Origin of the sequence: Acinetobacter sp. 1566109 (genome assembly GCF_000582255.1) — a bacterium.
GTDB classification, from domain to species: domain Bacteria; phylum Pseudomonadota; class Gammaproteobacteria; order Pseudomonadales; family Moraxellaceae; genus Acinetobacter; species Acinetobacter nosocomialis.
Window position 1 is genome coordinate 1 of sequence record NZ_JEYB01000265.1, and the last position, 310, is coordinate 310.

Consider the following 310-nt stretch of genomic DNA (forward strand, 5'->3'; position numbering starts at 1 on the left):
CCGTCGTGAATAAATTAAACTTACCTGAGCTTGTGAAACAGGCTGACATTATTGTTGGTGCTGTAGGTAAAGCTGAACTTATTCAAAAAGACTGGATTAAACAGGGTGCAGTTGTTGTAGATGCTGGTTTCCACCCACGTGATGGAGGCGGTGTAGGCGATATTCAATTACAAGGTATTGAAGAAATTGCTTCTGCTTATACACCAGTACCGGGTGGTGTTGGTCCAATGACCATTACTACTTTGATTCGCCAAACTGTAGAAGCTGCTGAAAAAGCTTTAGGTTAATTTAATTTATTCACGACGGCGTC

The 310-nt window shown here is 41.6% G+C and carries 1 pseudogene; it reads left to right on the top strand.

The features are described 5' to 3' along the window. Positions 1-287: pseudogene (locus J582_RS25675) on the top strand (bifunctional methylenetetrahydrofolate dehydrogenase/methenyltetrahydrofolate cyclohydrolase); the annotation flags it as partial. Positions 288-310: the final 23 nt, after the last annotated feature.